The organism is Thiohalocapsa sp. ML1 (assembly GCF_001469165.1).
Taxonomy (GTDB): domain Bacteria; phylum Pseudomonadota; class Gammaproteobacteria; order Chromatiales; family Chromatiaceae; genus Thiohalocapsa.
In genome coordinates, this window is the sequence record NZ_JABX01000034.1 from 1 (window position 1) to 16,756 (window position 16,756).

The 16,756-nt window shown below is 68.0% G+C and carries 13 protein-coding genes; 11 read left to right on the forward strand and 2 right to left on the reverse strand.

Annotated features, from left to right (window positions below; translation table 11 throughout):
* The 8 genes from ML01_RS18950 to ML01_RS18985 all read left to right on the forward strand — a co-directional run.
* Positions 1-902, forward strand: a 902-nt coding sequence (locus ML01_RS18950; RefSeq protein ID WP_058556964.1) for an RluA family pseudouridine synthase, incomplete at its 5' end; no start/stop codon positions are given.
* Between the two features lie 23 nt (positions 903-925).
* Positions 926-1,618 carry an HAD-IA family hydrolase gene (locus tag ML01_RS18955; protein WP_058556965.1) on the forward strand — a complete coding sequence of 231 codons (693 nt, stop codon included), beginning with the start codon at positions 926-928 and terminating at the stop codon, positions 1,616-1,618.
* Between the two features lie 6 nt (positions 1,619-1,624).
* Positions 1,625-2,647 carry a S49 family peptidase gene (locus tag ML01_RS18960; protein ID WP_156427848.1) on the forward strand — a complete coding sequence of 341 codons (1,023 nt, stop codon included), beginning with the start codon at positions 1,625-1,627 and terminating at the stop codon, positions 2,645-2,647.
* 143 nt (positions 2,648-2,790) lie between these two features.
* On the forward strand, positions 2,791-4,560 hold the full coding sequence (locus tag ML01_RS18965; protein ID WP_058557008.1) for a SulP family inorganic anion transporter: 1,770 nt from the start codon (positions 2,791-2,793) through the stop codon (positions 4,558-4,560).
* 543 nt (positions 4,561-5,103) lie between these two features.
* Positions 5,104-5,970 (forward strand): Uma2 family endonuclease, encoded by an 867-nt coding sequence (locus ML01_RS18970; RefSeq protein ID WP_058556966.1) that lies wholly within the window; start codon positions 5,104-5,106, stop codon positions 5,968-5,970.
* 177 nt (positions 5,971-6,147) lie between these two features.
* Positions 6,148-8,745: an ATP-dependent chaperone ClpB gene (clpB, locus tag ML01_RS18975; protein WP_058556967.1), complete on the forward strand. Its 2,598-nt coding sequence runs from the start codon at positions 6,148-6,150 to the stop codon at positions 8,743-8,745.
* A 442-nt stretch (positions 8,746-9,187) separates the two neighbouring features.
* Positions 9,188-9,631 carry a DUF29 domain-containing protein gene (locus ML01_RS18980; protein ID WP_058556968.1) on the forward strand — a complete coding sequence of 148 codons (444 nt, stop codon included), beginning with the start codon at positions 9,188-9,190 and terminating at the stop codon, positions 9,629-9,631.
* Between the two features lie 120 nt (positions 9,632-9,751).
* Positions 9,752-10,561 carry an alpha/beta fold hydrolase gene (locus ML01_RS18985; RefSeq protein WP_058556969.1) on the forward strand — a complete coding sequence of 270 codons (810 nt, stop codon included), beginning with the start codon at positions 9,752-9,754 and terminating at the stop codon, positions 10,559-10,561.
* 61 nt (positions 10,562-10,622) lie between these two features.
* Here ML01_RS18985 and ML01_RS18990 read toward each other — a convergent pair whose 3' ends face one another.
* Positions 10,623-13,496, reverse strand: coding sequence for a UvrD-helicase domain-containing protein (locus ML01_RS18990; RefSeq protein ID WP_058556970.1), 2,874 nt, complete (start codon positions 13,494-13,496; stop codon positions 10,623-10,625).
* A gap of 447 nt (positions 13,497-13,943) precedes the next feature.
* Here ML01_RS18990 and ML01_RS18995 point away from each other — a divergent pair, with 447 nt between their 5' ends.
* The 3 genes from ML01_RS18995 (at position 13,944) to ML01_RS30295 (ending at position 16,072) form a co-directional block, all read left to right on the forward strand.
* Positions 13,944-14,282 carry a DUF3127 domain-containing protein gene (locus ML01_RS18995; protein ID WP_058556971.1) on the forward strand — a complete coding sequence of 113 codons (339 nt, stop codon included), beginning with the start codon at positions 13,944-13,946 and terminating at the stop codon, positions 14,280-14,282.
* A 387-nt stretch (positions 14,283-14,669) separates the two neighbouring features.
* On the forward strand, positions 14,670-15,440 hold the full coding sequence (locus ML01_RS19000; protein WP_058556972.1) for an MBL fold metallo-hydrolase: 771 nt from the start codon (positions 14,670-14,672) through the stop codon (positions 15,438-15,440).
* Between the two features lie 227 nt (positions 15,441-15,667).
* Positions 15,668-16,072 carry a hypothetical protein gene (locus tag ML01_RS30295; protein ID WP_058556973.1) on the forward strand — a complete coding sequence of 135 codons (405 nt, stop codon included), beginning with the start codon at positions 15,668-15,670 and terminating at the stop codon, positions 16,070-16,072.
* A 1-nt stretch (position 16,073) separates the two neighbouring features.
* Here the strand turns inward: ML01_RS30295 and ML01_RS19010 are convergent, their stop codons facing one another.
* Complete coding sequence (locus ML01_RS19010; protein WP_162268062.1) at positions 16,074-16,739, reverse strand: FecR domain-containing protein; 666 nt, start codon at positions 16,737-16,739, stop codon at positions 16,074-16,076.
* Positions 16,740-16,756 lie beyond the last annotated feature (17 nt).

Consider the following 16,756-nt stretch of genomic DNA (forward strand, 5'->3'; position numbering starts at 1 on the left):
AGGCGGCAGGCCAGCGCGTGGACAATTTCCTGCTCGCGGAGCTGAAAGGCGTGCCGCGGAGCCTGGTCTACAGGCTGCTGCGCCGCGGCGAGGTGCGTGTCAACAAGGGGCGGGTGAAGCCGCACCATCGGCTTGCGACCGGCGATGACGTGCGCATCCCGCCGGTGCGCCAGGCAATGGCGGAAGACAAGGGCGCGCCGTCCGCGGGGCTCACCGCGGCGCTGGCCGACTGCATCCTATACGAGGACGACCGCGTGCTGGTGCTCGACAAGCCCGCCGGCGTCGCCGCGCACGGCGGCAGCGGCATCGCGCACGGCGTCATCGAGACGCTGCGGGCGCTGCGCCCGGGCGAGGAGCTGGAGCTGGTACATCGGCTGGACCGCGACACCTCCGGCTGCCTGATGATCGCCAAGCGCCGCAGCGCGCTGCGGTTCCTGCATGCCCAATTGCGCGAAGACGCGGTGCAGAAGCGCTACCAGGCACTGCTGCTCGGGCCGCTGGCCACGCGCGTGCAGCGGGTCGAGTTGCCGCTTGCGAAGAACCAGCTCCAAGGCGGCGAGCGCGTGGTGCGCGTGGACCATGCCGAGGGCAAGTCCGCGCTGACGGTGTTCCGGCGCGTCGCGGCCTATGGCGGCGCCACGCTCGTGGACGTGGAGCTGCACACCGGTCGCACGCATCAGATCCGCGTGCATGCCGCGAGTATCGGCGCGCCGGTGGCGGGCGACACCAAGTACGGCCGCCCGGAGGACCGCGAGCCGTGCCGGGCGCTTGGTCTGAAGCGGCTCTTTCTGCACGCGGCGGCACTGACCTTTCGCCCGCGCGAGGATGCGCCACCCATCACCGTCAGCGCGCCGCTGCCGCCGGCGCTGGCCGCTGTCATCCAACGGGCCGAGAGGCTGTGAATAGACCTGCGAGGAGCACGCCGGTGCGCTATGAGCTGTTGATCTTCGATTGGGACGGGACGCTGATGGACTCGGCGGCGCGCATCGTCGCGAGCATGCAGGCGGCCTTTCGGGAGCTTGGCCTGCCCACGCCGCCGCCGGCGGCGGCGCGCGATGTCATTGGCCTCGGCCTGTCGCACGCGGTGGCACAGCTCGCGCCGGACCTCGACGAGCCGACCCGAGCCGAGATCATCGTCCATTACCGCGCCCATTACCTGGAGATCGACGACACGCCGACGCCGCTCTTTCCTGGCGCGGCGGATGTGATCGGCGGGCTGCGCGAGGCGGGCTATCTGCTCGCCGTGGCCACGGGCAAGAGCCGTCGCGGGCTCGATCAGGCGCTGGCGCAGACGGGCTTGGGCCCGCACTTCCATGCCACGCGCTCGGCGGACGAGACCTTCTCGAAGCCGCATCCGCAGATGCTCCTGGAACTGCTGGAGGAGCTCGGCGTGCACGCCCGCGGCGCGCTCATGATCGGCGACACCGAATACGACCTGCTGACAGCAAAGAACGCGGGCGTCGATGCGCTCGCGGTCTGCTACGGCGTGCACGCGGCGGAACGGCTGCTCGCGCTGGAGCCGCTCGGTTGCCTCTCCGCCATCGACGCCTTGCCCGGCTGGCTCGCGGACCGCGCCCGCGGTATTGCCACATCGGACCAAACGCCCACTAGCACTTAAGACACCATGAATCTCGACTCCCTCAAGTTCTGGAAGCCCCGCGACCCCGCCCGCGACGAGCATATGCCCGCGCCCGGGGACCCCGACTGGGAGCGGGCGCTGATCAACCGCATGGCGGCGGAGTTTCTGCGCGAGCAGCGCCGCTCGCGCCGCTGGGGCACGATCTTTCGCTTCGGCATCCTTGCTTACCTGCTGCTCATCGTCGCCGCCTACTACGCCAACGGCCTAGGCGAATCCCTAACCGCCGCCGCCAAGCACACGGCGCTGGTGGACGTGAAGGGCGCCATCGCCGCGGACGGCGAGGCCAGCGCGGACCGCATCATCACGGCGCTGCGCAAGGCCTTCGAGGCCGATCGCGCCAAGGCCGTCATCCTGCGCATCAACAGCCCCGGCGGCAGCCCGGTGCAGTCCGGCTACGTGTTCAAGGAGATCCGCCGGCTGCGCGAGAAGCACCCGGACAAGAAGGTCTACGCCGTCGGCGTGGACACCATGGCCTCCGGCGCCTACTACATCGCCGCCGCCGCCGACGAGATCTACGTCGACGAGGCGACGCTGGTGGGTTCCATCGGCGTGCGGCTCGACAGCTTCGGCTTCCAGCGCGCCATGGAGGAGCTCGGCATCCAGCGGCGCCTGCTCACCGCCGGCGAGCGCAAGGGCATGCTGGACCCCTTCTCGCCGCTGGCAGAGCAGGACCGCGAGTTCCTGCAAGGCCTGCTCGACAACATGCACGCGCAGTTCATCGACGCGGTGAAGACCGGCCGCGGCGATCGGCTGAACGGCGGCGACGAGCTCTTCTCCGGCCTGTTCTGGACCGGGCAGGAGAGCCTGGGCTTGGGCTTGAGCGACGGCATCGGCAGCGCAAGCTACGTCGCCCGCGAGATCGTCGGTGCCGAGGACATCGTCGCGTACAGCACCAAGCGCGACCTGCTGGAGCGCTTGACCGAGCGCTTCGGCGCCGGGCTCGCCCGCGGCTTTGTCGCGAGCGGATGGGATATCGGCGCCTGGCAGGGGCTGCCGCAGTTGCGCTGAGCGTGGCGCTCGGCAGTTTTTTGGGAAGGACCGAGGGCCAAGGGCCGAGGAGGGCTCCCTCGGCCCTATTGCCCGCAAGCCCCTTGTCGCCATGAAACTTGACTCATCTGCAAGCGTTTGGCGCCGTCAAGCAATCTAAGCAGGTGTCCTCGTTGTCCCGTTATTCGTTCTCTTTGCTCTACCCGTTCGCGGCCTGGCTGCCGCGGGTCACCCGCACTGACCTCCGGGCCGATCTGCTCGCGGCGCTGACCGGGGCCATCGTCGTGCTGCCGCAGGGCGTGGCCTTCGCGACCATCGCCGGCATGCCGCCGCAGTACGGGCTCTATGCGGGCATGATTCCGGCCATCATCGCCGCGCTGTTCGGGTCTTCGCGGCACTTGGTGTCCGGGCCGACGACGGCGGCCTCGGTGGTGCTGTTCTCATCGCTGTCGCTGCTCGCGGTGCCGGGCACACCGGACTACGTGACGCTGGCGCTGACGCTCACCTTCATGGTGGGCGTGCTGGAGCTCGCGCTCGGGCTGGCGCGCCTGGGGACGCTGGTGAATTTCATCTCGCACTCGGTGGTGGTGGGCTTCACGGCCGGCGCCGCGGTGCTGATTGCGGTGAAACAGCTCCAGCACTTCTTCGGCGTGCCCTTGGACAGCGGCGGCCATGTGCACGACATCCTGATCGGCTTTGCCGGCCAGGCCGCGGAGATCAATCCCTACGCGACGGCGGTGGCGGTGGCGACGCTCGTGGTCGGCATCCTGGTACGGCGCTTCCTGCCGGTGATCCCGTACATGCTGGCGGCGATGCTGGCCGGCGGGCTCACGGCGCTGGGGCTGGACCAACTGCTCGGCCCCGAGGTCACGCAGATCGCGACCGTTGGCGCGCTGCCGGCGAGCCTGCCGCCGCTGTCGGCACCATCGCTGACGCTGGAGCACATCCGGGCGCTGGCGCCGGCGGCGCTGGCGGTGACGCTGTTCGCGCTGACGGAGGCGGTGTCCATCGGCCGCGCGCTGGGTGCGCGCGGCGGCTACCGCATCAACGGCAACCAGGAGTTCATCGGCCAGGGGCTTTCGAACATCGCCGGCGCCTTCTTCTCCGGCTATGTCGCCACGGGCTCCTTTAACCGCAGTGCGGTCAACTACGACGCCGGCGCACGCACGCCGCTCGCAGCCATTTTCGCGGGCCTGATGCTGATGCTCCTGGTGCTGTTCGTGGCGCCCTACGCGAGCTACCTCCCCAAGGCGACGATGGCGGCCGTGCTGTTCCTGGTGGCCTGGGGGCTCATCGATCGCAAGGAGATCCGCCACATTATCCATGCCTCGCGGCGCGAGACCGGGGTGCTCGCGGTGACCTTCTTCTCCGCGCTGTTCCTGGATCTGGAATTTGCGATCTTCGCGGGCGTACTGCTGTCTTTGGTGCTGTACCTGGAACGGACGTCCAAGCCGCGGTTGGTGACGCTGTCACCCGATCCGCGTGCCCCGAAACGCGCCTTCTCCAGCGACCCGAACGTGCCGCAGTGCCCGCAGCTTCGGTTTCTGCGCATCGACGGCTCGCTCTTCTTCGGCGCCGTGGCGCATCTGGAGGTCTGGCTCGGGCGTCTGCGGGACACGAACCCCGGCCAGAAGCACCTCGCCATCATCGCCGAGGGCATCAACTTCGTGGATCTTCAGGGCGGCGAGACCCTTGCCGCGGAGGCCCGGCGACGGCGCGCGGCGGGCGGCGGGCTGTACCTCATCAACGTCAAGCAAGGCCTGTGGGAGGCGCTGGAGCGTTGCGGCTGCCTGGATGCGCAGGGCGCCCGCGATCTGTTCCAATCCAAGGAGGCCGCGATCCACGGCATCTTCCAGAAGCTCGACAAGTCCATCTGCGCGACCTGCGACAAGCGCATCTTCCGCGAGTGCAAGGATGTGCCCGGGCCGGACTAGGCGCGGGCGCCGCCGTGGCCTCGGTGCGGGTCACTTGAGTCCAGTAGAGGCTCGGCTTCCCTATGAGCATCCATGCCCGGAACCCCGACGGGTCCGGCGAGCTGCGCATCGGCTTCGCCAACCTTCACCTGCAGCAGCCGGGCCTTCTGCGGAAGGCCTTGACCTGAGTGAGCGGCCCGACGGGAACGGGACGCCGGGCCGGTCCTTCGTCCGGATCGCCATGTCCACCATCGCATCCCATCGCCGTCACCCCGCCGCCTCGCGCTCCCGGGTCAAGGAGGTCCCGACGCCATGAAGGAGGGTATCCCGGCATGTGCCGGCTGCTCGGCCAAGACCTCGAAGCTGGACCGGGTGCTTTCCGGAAATCGCTCTGCCGTGTCCGTACCCGGGGTTTCGGCTAGATAGACGAAGTGCTCGACCAGGACCCGCTGTGCCGTCGCCCGCCGACAACGAGCGTCACGACGTGGTCCGCTGGCTGGTCCGACCCTGCGTGCTATCCTCAGACAACGCCGACCCGGCAGCGCGACGCGCCCGGAGATCACGATGTCCGACCACACCCTCGTCCCCGCCTCGACCGCCCGGCCGCCGCGGCGCGCACCCGTGTCGGAGCCGCCCTGCGAGGCCGGCCGCCGCGTCTCGGAGGAGGTCTACTGGCGCGACTACTACGGCCAGTCGGACATCTGCTACGAATGGAACAACGGCGTGCTGGAGGTAAAGCCGGTGTCGAATCAGGAGACCTTTCTGATCTACGCCTGGCTGTTGTCGCTGCTGCGGACCTTTCTGGCCAGTCGTCCCATCGCCGATCTCACCGGGCTGGACATGGGCTTTCGTCTGCCATTGCCCGCGGGCACCGTCATCCGCCGGCCCGACATGGCCGTGGTGCACCATGACAACGTGCAGCCGCTGCGACTCGAAGACAATTCCTACCGCGGCGTCTACGACCTTTGCATCGAGGCCTTGTCGGATCGCAAGCAGGCCGATATCGACCGCGACGCCAAGCAGAAGAAGGGCGAATACGCCACCGGCGGCGTGCCCGAGTACTACATCCTGCATGCGGATCCGGGGCTGCGCGCCTTCTACCGCCGCGATGCCGCGTCCGGGCTCTACCGGCCGCTGCCGGAGGTGGACGGCGTGATCGCCTCCGCGGTGCTGCCGGGCTTTCGCTTCCGCGTGGCGGATCTGCTGCGCCGGCCGGGGGATGCCGCGCTCATCGGTGACCCCGTCTATGCCGACTTCGCGTTCCCCGGGTGGCAGCGGGAGCGCGCGCGCGCCGAGGCCGAGGCGAAGCGTGCGGACGCCGAGGCAAAGCGCGCCGGGGCCGAGGCGCGGCAGGCCGAAGTCGAGCGTCAACGCGCCGAGGCCTTGGCAGCAAGGCTGCGGGCGCTCGGCGTGGACCCTGACCAGGACTGATTCGCCTGAGCCATGGCAGCCCGCGGATCGGGGCGCACGCACGCCGAGCAGCTTGGGCGGACGCCCGGCGCACGCTGGCACTCTCCCCCCGAGAGTGCTTGAATTCGGGGGCTCGCTACCGCAATTCGGCAATAACCCTAAGAATCACCGGATTTGACCCCCCGGAGGTCTAAGTCCATGCGCATGGACAAACTTACCAGCAAGTTCCAGATGGCCCTGGCGGACGCGCAGTCGCTCGCGCTCGGCCGCGACAACCAGTTCATCGAGCCGGTGCACCTGATGGTGGCGCTGCTCGACCAGGACGGCGGCACCGTGCGCCACCTGCTGGCCCAAGCCGATGTCAATGTCAACCGCCTGCGTTCCGGCCTCGGCGAGGCGCTGGAGCGCCTGCCCAAGGTGTCCGGCACCGGCGGCGACGTGAGCGTGTCCAACGCTTTGGCTAAGCTCTTGAACCTCACCGACAAGCTGGCGCAGGCGCGCAGCGATGCCTACATCTCCTCGGAGCTGTTCGTGCTCGCGGCGCTGGAGGACAAGGGCGAGCTCGGCAACCTGCTGCGCCAAGCCGGCGCCAGCAAGGGCGCCATCGAGAAGGCCATCGAGAACGTGCGCGGCGGCGAGTCCGTCAACGACCCGAACGCCGAGGAGCAGCGCCAGGCGCTGGAGAAGTACAGCATCGACCTGACCGAGCGCGCCGAGCAGGGCAAGCTCGACCCGGTGATCGGCCGCGATGACGAGATCCGCCGCACCATTCAGGTGCTCGCGCGGCGCACCAAGAACAACCCGGTGCTGATCGGCGAGCCCGGCGTCGGCAAGACCGCCATCGTCGAAGGCCTGGCCCAGCGCATCGTCAACGGCGAGGTGCCCGAAGGGCTCAAGTCCAAGCGCCTGCTGAGCCTCGACATGGCCGCGCTCATTGCCGGCGCCAAGTTCCGCGGTGAGTTCGAGGAGCGCCTCAAGGCCGTGCTGAACGACGTCGCCAAGCAGGAGGGCAATGTCATCCTGTTCATCGACGAGCTGCACACCATGGTCGGTGCTGGCAAGGCCGAGGGCGCCATGGACGCCGGCAATATGCTGAAACCCGCGCTCGCCCGCGGCGAGCTGCACTGCATCGGCGCCACCACGCTGGACGAGTACCGCAAGTACGTCGAAAAGGACGCGGCGCTGGAGCGGCGCTTCCAGAAGGTGCTGGTGGAAGAGCCCAATGTCGAGGACACCATCGCCATCCTGCGCGGGTTGAAGGAGCGCTACGAGGTCCACCACGCGGTGGAGATCACGGACCCGGCCATCGTCGCCGCGGCGACCTTGAGCCACCGCTACATCACCGACCGCCAATTGCCGGACAAGGCGATTGATCTCATCGACGAGGCCGGCTCCCAGATCCGCATGGAGATCGACTCCATGCCGGAGGAGATGGACAAGCTCGACCGCCGGCTCATTCAGCTCAAGATCGAGCGCGAGGCGCTGAAGAAGGAGTCCGACGAGGCCTCCAAAAAGCGCCTCGCCGATCTCGAAACGCAGATCAACGCGCTGGAGCGTGAATTCTCGGACCTAGACGAGATCTGGAAGTCCGAGAAGGCCGCCGTGCAGGGCACCGCCCACATCAAGGAGGAGCTGGAGACCGCCCGCGTCGAGATGGAAACCGCGCGCCGCGCCGGCGACCTTGCGCGCATGTCCGAGCTGCAATACGGCCGCATCCCGGAGCTGGAAAAGCGGCTCGGCGCGGCCACCGAGGCCGAGCACAACGAGACCCGGCTGCTGCGCAACAAGGTCACGGAAGAAGAGGTCGCGCAGATCGTCTCCAAGTGGACCGGCATTCCGGTGTCCAAGATGCTCGAAGGCGAGCGCGAGAAGCTGTTGCAAATGGAACAGGGCATCGAGCAGCGCGTGGTGGGCCAGCACGAGGCGGTGCGTGCCGTGTCCGATGCCATTCGCCGCTCCCGCGCCGGGCTGTCGGACCCGAATCGGCCCATCGGCTCGTTCCTGTTCTTGGGCCCTACCGGCGTCGGCAAGACGGAGCTGTGCAAGGCCTTGGCCGAGTTCATGTTCGACACCGAAGAGGCGATGGTCCGCATCGACATGTCGGAGTTCATGGAGAAGCACTCGGTGGCGCGGCTCATCGGCGCACCGCCCGGCTACGTGGGCTACGAGGAGGGCGGTTACATTACCGAGGCCATTCGGCGCCGGCCCTATTCGGTGATCCTGATGGACGAGGTCGAGAAGGCCCACCCGGATGTATTCAACGTGCTGCTGCAGGTGCTCGACGACGGCCGGCTCACGGACGGGCAGGGCCGCACGGTGGACTTCCGCAACACCGTCATCGTCATGACCAGCAACCTGGGCAGCGACATCATCCAGCAGAAAGCCGGCGAGGCGAACTATGCCGACATGAAGGACGCGGTCATGGAGATCGTACGCATGGCCTTCCGGCCCGAGTTCATCAATCGGCTGGATGAGATCGTGGTGTTCCACCCGCTCGACGAGGTGCAGATCCGCGCCATCGCGCGCATTCAGATCGGCTACCTCAAGCAGCGGCTGGTGGACCGCGACATGGGGCTCGACCTCAGCGACGCCGCGCTCGACCTGCTCGGCGAGGCGGGCTTCGACCCGGTCTACGGTGCCCGGCCGCTCAAGCGCGCGATTCGCGCGCAATTGGAGAACCCGCTCGCGCAGGAGATCCTGTCCGGGCACTTCAAGCCCGGCGACACCGTGCAGGTGGATGCCGTGGACGGCAAGCTCGTGTTCGGCAGCGTGGTGGAGGCGGAGCTAGTGGACTAGATTGCTTGACGGCGCCGAATGTTGGCAGATGAGTCAAGTTTCGCGACGACACGGCGGCTGCGGGCGAAAGGGCCGAGGGCCGAGGGCCAAGGGAGCCCGCCTTGGCCCTTGGCCCTTGGTCAGAGGCGCCGTGCCCTGGTCGGTCTGAGGCTCTGCCTCGCTAGATTGCTTGACGGCGCCGAATGTTGGCAGATGAGTCATGTTTCACGACGACACGGCGGCTGCGGGCAAAAGGGCCGAGGGCTAAGGGAGCCCGCCTCGGCCCTTGGCCCTCGGCCCTTGGCCCTTGGTTCACCTGCGGCGCTCCGTGCCCTGGTCGGTCTGAGGCTCGTCCTCGCTAGAGTCCTTGACAGCACCAAACCGCTTGGCCCTAACGCATCGGCGACGGACGCAAAGAGAGCCTGTCGCCGAGCCGCCCACCGCGACCGGAAGCGATGAAACAATGACCGAAGCCACCACCTACGACGCCGATTTTCACGCCTGGGCGCTGCGCAACGCGGAGCTGCTGCGTGAGGGGCGGCTCGATGAGCTGGATGTCGAGCACCTCGCCGAGGAGCTGGAGCTGATGGGGGCGAGCGAGCGGCGCGAGTTGCTGAATCGTCTGCAAGTCTTGCTGCTGCATCTGCTGAAACATCAGCATCAGCCGGAGCGACGCGGCAAGAGCTGGCGTTTGACCATCAACCATCAGCGCACAAGCATTGAGCGGCTGCTCGAACAGTCGCCGAGCCTGCGTCGGCTGCTGGATTCGGCCAACCTCGACAAGGTCTATCGCAAGGCGGTGCGGGACGCGGTCATCGAGACCGACCTCGATGCAGAGCTCTTCCCCGGGGCCTGCCCTTACGACCTGACGCAGATCCTCGATGACGACTGGCTGCCGGGGGACTGAGGCGGCGGGAGGGCCTAGATTGCTGTTACTCCCACGCCGGTCGAGCGTGGGAGCCAGGCCGTTCCCGCTGGTCGGCCTCAGGATCGACACCATCTTATTCCCCAGCCCGGAGCAACCACCGTGCCAGTCACCCACATCAACGGCATCGACCTCTACTACGAGCTGCATGGCCCCGCGCGGGGTGCCGAGGAGCGCGCTCCGCTCGTGGCCGTCGCGGGGCTCGCGAGCGATTCGCAGTCCTGGGCGACGGTGATGAAGCCGCTGAGTGAGCATCGGCGCCTGGTGCTGTTCGACAACCGTGGCTGCGGGCGCACGACGCCACAGGATGCACCGAGCAGCATCGATGTCATGGCCGGCGACTGCGTCGCGCTCGCGGATCATCTGGGGCTGGAGCAATTCGATCTGCTCGGGCATTCAATGGGCGGCTTCATCGCCCTGGCGCTTGCGCTTGAGCATCCGCAGCGCATCCGCCGGCTGGTGCTGGCGAATACGGCGGCGAGCAGCAGCGCCCGCAACGATGCGCTGTTCGCCGACTGGGCCACCACGCTGGATGCCGGCATGGAGCCCGCGCTGTGGTTCCGGAATTTTTTCTACTGGATCTTCACGCCGGGGTTCTTCGCGCAGCCGGAGGTGGTTGCAGAGGCGCTGCGCCTCGCCATCGACTACCCGTATCCGCAGTCGCCGGCGGGTTTCCGTGGCCAGGTGGCGGCGATGCGTGGCTTCGACCGCCGCGCCGGGCTCGCCGATCTGCGAGCGCCGACGCTGGTGCTCGGCGGCGAGCGGGATCTGATCTTTCCGCCCGCGGACGTGCTGGCGGATCTGCTCGCCCTGCCGAATGCCGAGGCGGTGATCCAGCCGGGCCAGGCGCACGCGCTGCATGTGCAGGACCCCGCTGCGTTTCTTGCGCCGGTGTTGCGCTTTCTGGACTGACCGCTGGAGCCGGGCGGCCGGGCTGCCTGCGGCTCCGCTCAGGCCGCGCCGGGGCCCCGGATCAGCGGCGGACCGGAAAGATCTCCGCCAGCGTGCGCCCGTCGCTCAGGTCCTTGAGGTGTCGGCGCAGGCCGTCCAATGCCTGCTCGGCGCTGGCGTTGGGGTCGTAGAAGTGCTCGCCCCAGTGCAGCGGGTTACGCAGTTGGGCGCCCAGTCGCTCGGGTGAGAGCACGTCGTAGATGCGCCGCCACTCGCCCTCGACGCGCAGCGCCAGGCGCGGGTTGATGGTGTACTCGCCGCGGCGCCAGCGCAGGAAGAGCTTGCGGTTGTAAGGGTCGTCGCGGTCGATCTCGTTCTTGGCCAGGATGGAGGAGATGTATTGCCGCTTCTTGCGCCGGGCGGGCACGATGGACTCCGGGAAGTGCGTCAGGATGTGCTCGATGTCGGCGGCGGACATGAGCTGGCGGCCGGTGGCGTAGTTTTCGCCAAGGGCCAGGTAGAACAGCACCATGCTGAGGCACAGCATCAGGTATTCCATCAGCCGCTGGTCGAGCTTCACCAGGCGGCCATCCACCTGGATGTCCAGGCTCGGCGGCGCCAGGCGCTCGTACACCGCCGGCAGGCGCTTGCGCGCAAAGCGCTCGTCGGCGCAGGCGCGCTCGAGCGCGATCTGAAAGGCGTTCAGCCCGTTCGCATCCACCAGCCCGGTGTCGGCGTCGCGGTCGAGCAGGGCCTCGATCAGCTCGGCGTTGCCCATGCGGCTCGCGACCATCAGCGGGGTCTGGGCGAAGACGTTGCGGAAGTCCACGCCGTACTGGTCCACCTCGCGCAGCACGGCGCCGGAGTGCTTCAGCATGTACGGCAGGTAGTGCTTCTTCTCCAGCGTCGGCAGGGCCTTGTCCGGCTGCTTCGCGGCCTTGACGCCGGCCTGGATCAGGGCGTTCAGCAGGCGCTGGTCTCGATGCACCAGGGCGTACTCCATCAGCGCGATGCCGGCCTTCTTCTCGCCTTTGACCAGGGCCTTGTCCTTGAGGGCCTCCAGGGCCTCGCCGCGCAGCACGGTCCAGGGCGGGGTGCGTTGCTTCAAGATCTGCTCGCGGATCTCGGCGGCCTGCTCCTCCTTGCCCTGCAGCTCCAGGCGGTGCGCCTCGTGGCGCCACTCCTCCAGGCTGGAGGTCTGCGTCTCGACGTCATCGACGCCCTCGTGCACCTCGGTGAGGCCGAGCAGGGACAACAGGTGCTGCTCGGGGCGCGGCTCGATGAGGTAGAGGTTGCGCACCGCCCGGGTCACGGCCACGTACAGCGCATTGATGTAGAACTTGTAGATCTCCAGCGACTTGTCGCCCTTGTCGCGGGCGCGGGCGTAGCGCAGATCGCCGGCCAGGTCCGCCTCGGACAGGTCGCCGGCGATGTCGCGAAAGCGCTTCTCCTCGCTCGACAGGAAGCCGTACAACAGCACGTTCTCGTACTCCAGGCCCTTGGCCTCGTGGATCGAGAACACCAGCGGCGTGCGGAAGAACCGGCGCACCTCCGCCTTCTGCTCCGGGTGCAGCACCAGGATGGCGAAGCGGGCGGAGGCGGCGGTGCGCTGGTCCAGGTCGCGCTTGACCCGCTCGCTGTCTTGCAGCAGCCCGACGCGGCCGCGAGCGGGGCCGCAGCTACGCACCAGGTAATTGCTCTCGCGGTCCACGGAGCCGAAGCGGGCGTGCTTGATGCGCAAGAGCCGATTGGCGATCTCGGTCACCTGCGGCGAGTTGCGGAAGTTGGCGTTGAGGATGCGGATCAGGTCCGCGCCGGTGCCGGTGCCGGTGCCGGCGGCATCCGTCTGCTGCTGCCAGAACAGGCTCTTGACCTTGGACCAAGAGAAGAAATTGGGGTGGACGATCTGGTTGGCGTCGCCGCAGAGCAGGAAGTTGTTGCCGTCGCGCAACGCCCTCAAGATCAGCAGGAGCTGGACGTTGGTCAGGTCCTGCACCTCGTCCACCACCACGCAGTCGTAGCGCGGTGCAACGCGCGCGAGCCAGGCGTGGCTCACCAGGTTCGCGTCGAACCAGCCCTGCTCGTCGAGAAAGCGCAGGTACTTCTCGAACAGGTCGTAGACCTCGGCGCGGGTCTCCGGCGGGTAGATGGACTGCTTGACGCCCAAGCCCAGATAGGCCTCGCGGCTCAGGTACGCCTGCGCCGGGTCGGCGCCGGTGATGGCGCCCTGAAACTCCTCGAACAACTGATGGCTGTCCTTCAGCGCCTTGGGCAAGCGCTGGCGCGCGGCCCAGGCGGCGAAGGCGCGCGGCGTGATCTCCTTGCCCGGCGGCACCTGGACGCTCTCCAGGTACTCGCGAAAGGACAGGAAGCTCACGTCCTGATCCTCCCGCTGCCAGCCGTTGGCGTAGTAGAGCCCGCGCGCGTTCTGCACCAGGAAGGGCGAGCGGGTGACGTAGAGCACGTCGCCGGGGGCGTCCTTCATCTTTTCCAGCGTCAGCGCCGTCTTGCCGCTGCCGGCGGAGCCGATGATGACCAGCGGCGGCTGCTGACGATAGATCAGCTCCTGGTCGTCGTCGAAGGACAGCACCTTGTCCAGCAGGTGAAAGCGGGGCAGGGCGGGGTTGAGGTAGGGCAGCTCCGGCGCGGTGTCGGCGGCGTCCGCTGCCGCGTCCGGGATGCGCTCCTCGTCCACCTGCACGCCGCGGGCGAGGAAGCGGGACTTCTCGTAGGCGTGGCTCGGGATGTACTCCAGCAGCAGGGCGCAGCGCTCGCCCTGGTGGCGGTAGAGCGAGAACAGGAGCCGGTTGCTGCGGTCCAGGCGGGCGCGATACAGGTTGTCGCCGACCTTCTTCACGTCGGCGGAGCGGAAGTCCTCCGCCGCGAGGCGGTCGGTGAGCTTGGCGATGCCGGGGATGGCCGCGGGGTCGAGTCCGCGATAGGTCAGAATCCGCATGGTGCTGGCGTTGGCGTTGATGATGCTGTGGTTGGTGCGGGAGCGACGTCGAAGGCCCCCTTTTGAACGTCGGACCTTGGCCCTTGGCCCTTCGGGCACGGCGCGCGCGTGCAACCCGAAGCTGTTGCACAGATGCCCGCTGCCCCAAGGGGCCCAAGGGGCCCAAGGGGCCCAAGGGGCCCAAGGCCGACGAGTATATCGGCCGTGTGCCGCGGTTGCCGAGCCCGGGCGCGTGTGTCGGGCCTCGGCAACGCGCCAGGGCCGTGCTGCGCACGCGGCGGGCAGGCGGATCGGCTGGCGGTCGGGACAGGCCTCCCCGCCGTCCGGTACGATGTGGCGCCGGGTGAGGCGCGGTCAGTGCATGTTCGTCGGCCGCGGTGCTGCCCTTTTCATGCATCCTTCATCAAGATCCTTCATCAAGATCCTTCATCAAGAGAGCCAAGCGCTTTGGAACTGACAGGCAAGATCATCCAAATCCTGCCGGAGAAGTCCGGCACCTCCGCCCGCGGCCAGTGGCGCAAGCAGGAGTACGTCATCGAGATCCCGGGGGATTACCCGAAGCAGGTCTGCTTCATGGTCTGGGGCGACAAGATCGACCAATTCGGCATCCAGCAGGGGCAGGACGTCACCGTTCACTTCGACCTCGAAAGCCGCGAGTTCAACGGTCGCTGGTACACCGACGTCAAGGCCTGGCGTGTCGATCCAGCCGGGCAGGGCGCGGGCGACGGCGAGGGCTATCGCCAGGACGGCGTGCCGCCGATGTTCGGCGAAGAGCCGCCTTTTTGAGGGCCGAGGGCCTAGTGCAGCGGCGCGGAAGTCTTGAGACGTCTTGGGTCGTCGCGGGCGGGTCGGTAGCCGATCCAGAACGGCCCGGGCCGGGTCGGAGAGCCGACCTCCCGGTCGGCTCGGCAGTCGCGACAACCTGCATCCCGCTCTGTCGCCGTGTTGACCTGGAGGTCAACACTCCAGTCAACGCCCGTCAACACCGCGCACGTTCGATTACTACAACGACAACTACAACGACAACGACAACGACAACGATGAAACCACGGTCTCGGGGTTTTGGCAGCGAAGCACTAGGGCCAAGGGCCGAGGCCAGAGCGTGTCTTGATGCGCTGATGTACCCATCTCGCGTCGGCTTCCTTAGCCCTCGGCCCTCGGCCCTTTCCCCAGATGCCAAATCTACCCCGCCTGATAATCCTGTTCGACAATGTGCCCGGCGTTGAAGGTCTGGAGCGCCTGTGGGGCTTCGCGGCCCTGATCGAAGCCGACGGGCGCAGGCTCCTGTTCGATACCGGCAGCAACGGCCGCGCGCTGCTGCGCAACATGGCAGCGCTGGGCTGCCCGGTCGCGTCGGTGGACACGCTCTTTCTGTCGCATCCGCACTGGGACCACATCGGCGGGCTCGACTCCGTGCTGGAGCAGAACCCGGACCTGAGCGTGGTGCTGCACCAGGGCTTCTCGAAGCACCTGATCGCGGACTTGCGCGGGCAGTGCCGGGAGCTCGTGGTGGTGGGGGCGGAGCCGCAGCAGCTCGCGCCCGGGCTGTTCAGCACCGGCACCCTCGACAGCGAGCCGCCCGAGCACGGCTTGGTGCTGGACTTGGGCGGTGTCAGCGCGGCCATCAGCGGCTGCGCCCACCCCGGTATGGCGCGCATCGTGGAGCGTGGCGCGGCGCTGCTTGGCCGGCCCATCGACTGGGCTATCGGCGGCTTTCATCTCATGTACGCCGATGCTGCGGAGATCGAGCGCAGCATCCAAGCCCTGCAAGCCCTCGACGTGGCCTACGTCGTGCCCACCCACTGCACCGGCGACCCGGCGCGGGCCGCGTTCGAACAGGCCTATGGCGCGCATTGTGTCGCGGGCGGCGTCGGCCGAGAGATCCTGCTGTGGCCGCGCCCGCGTGGCGAGCGTCGGGTCTTTTCGAGCGACACCAGCCGCTGACGTTCAGCGGACCCGACCTGGAGTTCGGCTCTCCGGCCGCACTCCGGTCGCTTTCGCAGCGCCCGCAGGAACGGGGTCTAGGTGTCGGCGCGCCGCGCCGAGGCCCTCTTCTGACGGGCGAGCCGAAGTACACGCCGCCGAGCACCTTTTTCGTTCCGTCACGCGCCGCGACTGGCTAAGATGCGCTTTTCGCAACTGCCGTGCCGGCATCGCCGGACCGAGCCACCATGGACAGCACCATCGAGACCATCAAGCGCGAGCTGCCCCGCCTGCTGCGCGAGGATCCGGCGCTGCGCGACTACGTGTTGGAACTCACGCGCGGTTTCTACGCGGGCCGCGCCGAGACCGACGACTGCTTTGACCGTGTGCTGAACGAGCTTGCGCGCGACCGCGAGGCGCAGGCGCACAAGTGGGACGAGCAGAATCGCGAGTGGGACGAGCAGCACCTTGCGCTGAAGGAGTGCGAGCCGCCCGAGCACGGCTTGGTGCTCCGCGACCTGGCCTATCTGGTGCCGACGCACTGCACCGGCGATGCCGCCCGGGCCGCGTTCCGGCAAGCCTACGGGGAGCGCTGTTGCGCCGGCGGGGCAGGGCGCAAGATCCTGCTGCGCCAGCGCGCGGACGCCGATTGATTCAGTCGAACGCCACCATGTCCAACGCGCGCTCCACCTTGCCGGCGCCCCAGGTCTTGGCCGGCGACAGTGCGCCGTTGGGCTGGATCGTGGTGCCTTCGCCTGCGCGCAGCGTTACCCGACCCGTGGGGTTGCTGACGAGCACCTCGCCCTCCACCACCAAGACGCCGATGGCCCCATCGATGGGGCCGTACCAGACATGCGTGCCGCGAACACCCAGGATGGCGACGGGGGTGCGGATCAGCACGCGCCGACGCTCACTGGCGCGCAGCTTGTCGCCGATGAACAGCAGCGCGCCCTTGATGAGGTTCAGCGTGGCCTCGGTCTCGCGCCCCGGGGCATAAACGAGCTCGTCCACCCTCAGCTCGGCCTTTTCGCCCATGGTGATGGTGGACGCGTCCGCCAACGCCACGCGGAGCCGCGCGGCCTCGCCCGTGCGCAACAGGTCCAGGTAGTAGACTGGCGCGGTGGGCTCCAGGCTGCGCGCGTCACCCTCGAAGACCGCGTTTGCCGGCGCCTGCACACGCTCGACCGCGCCGACCTCCGCACGTGCCGTCTCCTGTGCCTGTGCGATGCCGCACAACCAGATGCAAAACCACATGCACAACCACATGCACAACGATCGGACCATCGATACCGCCGCCATGGCGGGGGCGTGCGTTGTCATTGGCGGATACCTCGATG

Excerpts from the sequence above, each read along its gene's own strand:
- clpB (WP_058556967.1), top strand. The coding sequence starts at position 6,148 with ATGCGCATGGACAAACTTACCAGCAAGTTCCAGATGGCCCTGGCGGAC.
- ML01_RS18980 (WP_058556968.1), top strand. The coding sequence starts at position 9,188 with ATGACCGAAGCCACCACCTACGACGCCGATTTTCACGCCTGGGCGCTG.
- ML01_RS30295 (WP_058556973.1), top strand. The coding sequence starts at position 15,668 with ATGGACAGCACCATCGAGACCATCAAGCGCGAGCTGCCCCGCCTGCTG.
- ML01_RS18990 (WP_058556970.1), bottom strand. The coding sequence starts at position 13,496 with ATGCGGATTCTGACCTATCGCGGACTCGACCCCGCGGCCATCCCCGGC.
- ML01_RS18970 (WP_058556966.1), top strand. The coding sequence starts at position 5,104 with ATGTCCGACCACACCCTCGTCCCCGCCTCGACCGCCCGGCCGCCGCGG.
- ML01_RS19010 (WP_162268062.1), bottom strand. The coding sequence starts at position 16,739 with ATGACAACGCACGCCCCCGCCATGGCGGCGGTATCGATGGTCCGATCG.
- ML01_RS18960 (WP_156427848.1), top strand. The coding sequence starts at position 1,625 with ATGAATCTCGACTCCCTCAAGTTCTGGAAGCCCCGCGACCCCGCCCGC.
- ML01_RS19000 (WP_058556972.1), top strand. The coding sequence starts at position 14,670 with ATGCCAAATCTACCCCGCCTGATAATCCTGTTCGACAATGTGCCCGGC.